General features: G+C 71.6%; 3 protein-coding genes. All 3 read right to left on the bottom strand.

The features are described from left to right. Nucleotides 1–2 precede the first annotated feature (2 nt). A complete protein-coding gene (locus H5J33_RS22560; RefSeq protein WP_181796729.1) occupies nucleotides 3–407 on the bottom strand; it encodes an STAS domain-containing protein in 405 nt (134 codons plus the stop codon). Between the two features lie 68 nt (nucleotides 408–475). Further along, a complete protein-coding gene (locus tag H5J33_RS22565; protein WP_181796730.1) occupies nucleotides 476–787 on the bottom strand; it encodes an STAS domain-containing protein in 312 nt (103 codons plus the stop codon). After that, complete coding sequence (locus tag H5J33_RS22570) at nucleotides 784–4,767, bottom strand: SpoIIE family protein phosphatase (protein ID WP_258565309.1); 3,984 nt, start codon at nucleotides 4,765–4,767, stop codon at nucleotides 784–786. Before H5J33_RS22570 ends, H5J33_RS22565 begins: the two co-directional genes overlap by 4 nt. Nucleotides 4,768–5,301 lie beyond the last annotated feature (534 nt).

Raw genomic sequence — 5,301 nt, forward strand, 5'->3', positions numbered from 1 at the left:
CGTCAGCCCAGCGCGTCGGCACCACGGGCCGACTCGGTGACACCGTCCGCGGCCTGGCCGCCCAACGCGTCGGCGACCGTGGGATGGACGGGCAGCAACTGGGAGATGCCGGTCATGTTGACCATGCGGACGAGGCGGTCCGGGACGGCGGCGAGGCGGACGGAGCCGTTCGCCTTCTGCGCGACGTGCAGGAGGCTGATGAGCGCGCTGAGTCCGGTGGAGTCGACGAAGTCGACCTGGGAGAGGTCCAGCACGATGTGCGGAACTCCCTCTTCCACGACGGACACGGCCCGCTCGCGCAGCGTGGACGCCGTATGCAGGTCCACGTCTCCGGTGACGCGGAGAACAGCGCCGCGGTCGCCGGTGTACTGGACGGTCACCTGGAGAATTTCGGTCACGTTGGTCATCACTCCTGGCCGGAGGGGCTCGGACACTACGGTCGCGGACGGGGCTGCGGGATTTGCCGCGCCGTCGCTCAGGCTGCGGACGCGTCGTCCGGGCCGGGGCCGCGGACGGTCGCCAGGTCGGCGAGACCCGAGACGGTGACGACGGGTTCCAGCAGCGGCGTGACGATGAGCTGCAGCCGGTCGGCATGGGCGAAGAGCACGCTCAGCCCCGCGCTGTCGAGGTATTCCACCTCGGTCAGATCCAGCACGAGAGGACCGGAGTCGCCCTGCAGGGCCTCGGCCAGGGAGGCGGCGTTGCTCATGTCGATCTCTCCGCTGACGGCGAGGCGGGCCGTGCCGTCCGGGCTCCGGCCGGTGGTGAGGGTGAGAGGCGTGGTCACGAGGCGATCCTCATCTGCATGTCGACGGTGGTGCCCGAAGGGCCCGGGGTGATGGTGACGTGCTGCATCATGGCCCGCATGAGGCCCACACCCCGCCCGCGGTGGGCGTTGAGCTCGGGCCGGGGCGTCTTCCACCGGCCGCTGTCGGCGACCGTCAGACGCAGGTTGTCGACGAGTGCCTCGGCGCGCAGTCGCACGACCTCGCCCGGTGAGTGCCGGTGCCCGTGCTCGATCGCGTTGGCGCACGCCTCCCCGGCGGCCACGAGAACGTTCTGGATCGTGTGCGGCGGCAGGTCGCACTGGGCGAGCCAGCTGCGCAACGCCTTGCGCACCGGTGCGAGCTGGGACGACTCCGCGGGGAAGGACACCTCCAGCGGCGCCGGATGGCGGTACAGCAGCAGTGCCACGTCGTCGTCGTAACCACCGGCCGGCGCGAGCCGGGACATCACCGCACTGGCGAGGTCGTCGACGGGTACGTCGCGCCCCTCCTGCACCGCGGCGCTCGCCTGGCCTATCCCGATGCTGAGCGGGCGCCGACGGCGTTCGACGAGTCCGTCCGTGTACAGCAGCAGGGTGGCGCGCGCGGGCAGGACGCACGCGGCTTCCGGCCGCGGCCTGCCGGGTCGTACGGCGAGCGGCAGCGAACGCCCCTCTTCCAGCAGTACGGTGCCGCCGTCGGGGTGTGCGACGATGCCGGGCGGATGTCCGGCGCTGGAGTACGTCAGCTCTCCCGTGCCGGGATCGAGGACGCCGCAGAACACGGTCGTGCACAGGGCGCCCGGCACGCTCGCGGCGAACTGGTCGAGGGCCATCAGCGTCCGCGCCGGGCTGGAGTCCTGCAACAGCAGCGCGCGGCAGGCGCTGCGCAACTGCCCCATGACGCTGGCCGCCTCCAGTCCCCGCCCGACGCAGTCCCCGACGACGATCCCGATCCGTCCGTCCGGCAGGGCGACCGTGTCGTACCAGTCGCCGCCCACCTCCAGCGGACGGGTGGCGGGCTCGTAGCGGACGGCGAAGCCGTCGGGCAGCCGGGCCGGGCCCAGGATGGCGCGCTGCAGCGCGATCGCGGTCTCCCGCTGCTGGTCGATCTGATGCGCCCGGACCAGGCCCTGTGCCAGATGCCCGGCCAGCAGCGACAGCAGGAGCTGGTCCTCGGAGGTGAAGGGCCGGTTCTCGCCCAGGTCGATCCACAGGGCCAGCGGACCGTCGGGGTGTTCCAGCAGCACGCCGGCGCCGGCGGCCTCGGCCACCGCGGTGAGCGGGGACCGGTGGGGCAGCTCGGCGAGTGCGTCCCGGCGCTCCTGGGGCAGCTCCTCCCAGCGCAGACCGGCTTCCGTGGCCGTGAGGGCGGGAACGTCGCCGTGTCCGAAGACGGCGGCCACCACGCTCCGTGCGCGCCACAGCGTCTTCAGGACGTCCAGGGCGGCGGACAGCGCCTCGGGCAGACTCGCGGCCCGGGACAGCGAGGTGCTCAGGGCGGCCAGGGCCGTCTCGCGCTGGACGGCGTAGTGATCGGCGGTGACGTCCCGGAACGTGCCGACGACGACGCGGCGTCCGGTGTCGGGGTCCTGGGCGTTGTTGAAGGTGACGGCCACCCACAGCCGGTGGCCGTCGCGGTGGGTGACGGGGATGGTGTAGGCGCCCTGCCCCTCTTCCAGCAGTCCGGCGAAGGCTTCCTCCACCCGCCGGTGTGCCTCGGGATCGGTGGCGGCATCCGGCCACCACGGATGGATCGGGGTGTACGGGAGGTCTTCGGGGCCGTAGCCGAGGATGTCGGTGAACGCGGTGTTGATCTCCACCACGGCTCCGGACTCGTCGCAGACGAAGAACGCCTCCTGCAGTGAGTCGACGAGCGCCGTCCGCCATCGCAGGTGATGGCCGCGCAGCCGGGCCAGCTCGATGTTCGCGCGCACCCGGGCCAGCAGCTCGGCGGCGGCGAACGGCTTGACCAGGTAGTCGTCCGCGCCCGCGCCCAGTCCCTCGATCGACGCCTCCTGTCCGGCCCTGGCGGACAGGAGCAACACGGGAATCGAGGCCGTACGCGCGTCACCGCGCAGCCGCGCCACCAGTTCGAGCCCGTCGAGCCGGGGCATCATCACGTCGCTGACGACGAGGTCGGGTGTGTCGCGGCGAACGGACTGGAGTGCCTCGATGCCGTCGGTGACGGTGGTGACCTCGTATCCCGCCGCGACCAGGATGCGGGTGAGGTACTCGCGCATGTCGGCGTTGTCGTCGGCGACCAGGATCCGGGCGCTGACGGCAGCCCCGGAGGCGGCCGTCGACGTGTCCGCCTCGGCCGCCACCACGGAACCACCCGTCGTCGCGCCGTTGTCGCCGTCCGGCAACCAGCGCAAGGCCTCCTGGACGTAGGGATCGGCGGTGGCGGAGGCCGTCGGACCGCCCGCCGCGGCCACCACGGACCCGTCCGGCAGGTGGACGGTCCCGAACGGCACCCGGATGGTGAAGGCGGTTCCCTCGCCCTCGGCGCTCTCGGCCGTGATCTCGCCACCGTGCAGGCCGACCAGTTCCCGCACGAGGGCCAGACCGATACCGCTGCCCTCGTTCGAGCGGGAACGGGCGTTCTCTATTCGGTGGAACCGCTCGAACAGCCGGGGCATCTCCGCCTCGGGCACCCCGATGCCGCTGTCGGCGACGGTGACCACGGCATGCGTGTCCGTCCCGCGCACGCTCACCCGGATCCCACCGTCGAAGGTGAACTTCAGGGCGTTGCTGAGGAGGTTGAGGACCACCTTCTCCCACATGCCGCGATCGATGAACACCGGCTCGGGCAGGGACGGGCAGTCCACGTCGAAGGAGAGTCCGGCCTTCTCGACGGCCGAACGGAAGACACTGGCCAGTTCCGCGGTCACCACGGCCAGGTCGACCGGCTCGTAGTGGGCCCGCATCCGGCCGGCCTCGATGCGGGAGAAGTCCAGCAGCGTGTTGACCAGCTTGCCCAGGCGCAGGCTGTTGCGGCGGATGATGTCGAGTTCCTGCCGCACCTGTTCGTCGGCGTCGGCGAGCCGGTGCCTCAGTTCCTCGACAGGGCCCATGATGAGGGTGAGCGGGGTGCGGAACTCGTGGCTGATGTTGGAGAAGAACGCGGTTTTGGCCCGGTCCAGTTCGGCGAGTTCCTCCGCTCGCCGCTGCTGCGCCTCGTAGCTGCGGGCGCTGCCGATGCCGGACGCGATGTGTCCCGCGGTCAGCTCGACGAAGCCCTGGTACCCCTGGTCCAGGGCGCGGTACCGGTTGAGGGCCGCGGCGAGGAAGCCGTACGGCACGCTGCCCTGCTGGAGCAGGGGGACCACGAGCGCCTGGACGGGCGGTTCGGGCCAGTCACCGGCGGGCAGGCCGGCGAAGGCGTCGCCGGTGAGGGGCAGCAGGACCGACTCACCCCTCATGAGGGTCTCGACCGGCCAGACACCGTCGGGGTCGTCGGCCGACAGGACGGCCGGGGCCGCCGGATGCCCCTTCGGGATACCGGTCGAACCGGCCAGCCGGGCGGTGTCGCCGTCGAAGAGGTAGGTCAGGGTGAAGGGCAGGTCCCGCGGGTTGCGGGACAGCTGCCGGTCGGCGAAGGCCAGCACCTCCTGCTCGGTGCGGATCACACTCGGGTCCGAGCCCAGGTCACGCAGCGTGGCCATGCGCCGCTCGCCGATCACCCGGTCGGTGTCCTCGCTGACCACGCAGAGCATGCCCACCACGTCACCGGCGTCGTCCCGCAACGGGCTGTAGGAGAAGGTGTGGTAGGTCTCCTCGCTGTACCCGGACCGTTCGAGGAACAGCAGCAGTCCCTCGTCCCAGGTGGCCTCACCGGTACGCAGGACGGTGTCGACGCGGGGGCCGATGTCGTCCCAGATCTCCCTCCACACCTCGTTCGCCGGCCGCCCCAGCGCCCACGGGTACTTGTGGCCGAGGGTGTCACGCCGGTAGGCGGCGTTGCAGAAGAAGGTCAGTCGCTCGCCCCACGCCATCCACATGGGGAACCGGGAGGACAGCAGGATACTGACCGCCGTGCGCAGGCTCTGGGGCCACTCCCGTGGCAGGCCGAGGGGCGTGGCCGCCCAGTCCACGGCCGCCAGGTCCCGGCCGATCTCGCGGTCGGCGGTGAACACGTCGTCGGCCGTCGTCGGCGGCCTGCGTTCAACCCCGTCGGAACGTGCCACGCGCCACCCTTCCCCTCACACCGGCCCACCGCTGTGGGCCTTCTTCCAGCCGAACACACCCGCGGCCGTCACCTGGCCGCGCACCCTTGCCTCTATGCCCCGGAATCACCGCCCGATGCCGGCGCACACCCCGCGCTCACTCACAGGAGCGAGGCCTTCTCCACACCGGCCGGCCACCGCCCGTGGGTTGCGTACGCATGACGCGTCACGCAGGTCCGGGAGGTCCTGGCCGGGCAGTCGCGGCCCACAGGATAATCCAGGACACACGGGGGCTCGCGAACAGGTGCGTGCGGCGGTGTCGACACTGGTCGACGAGCTGATCCGATGGGGACTGCTGGAGGAACTGGG

This window comes from Streptomyces sp. WELS2, from assembly GCF_013870595.1.
Lineage (GTDB): Bacteria > Actinomycetota > Actinomycetes > Streptomycetales > Streptomycetaceae > Streptomyces.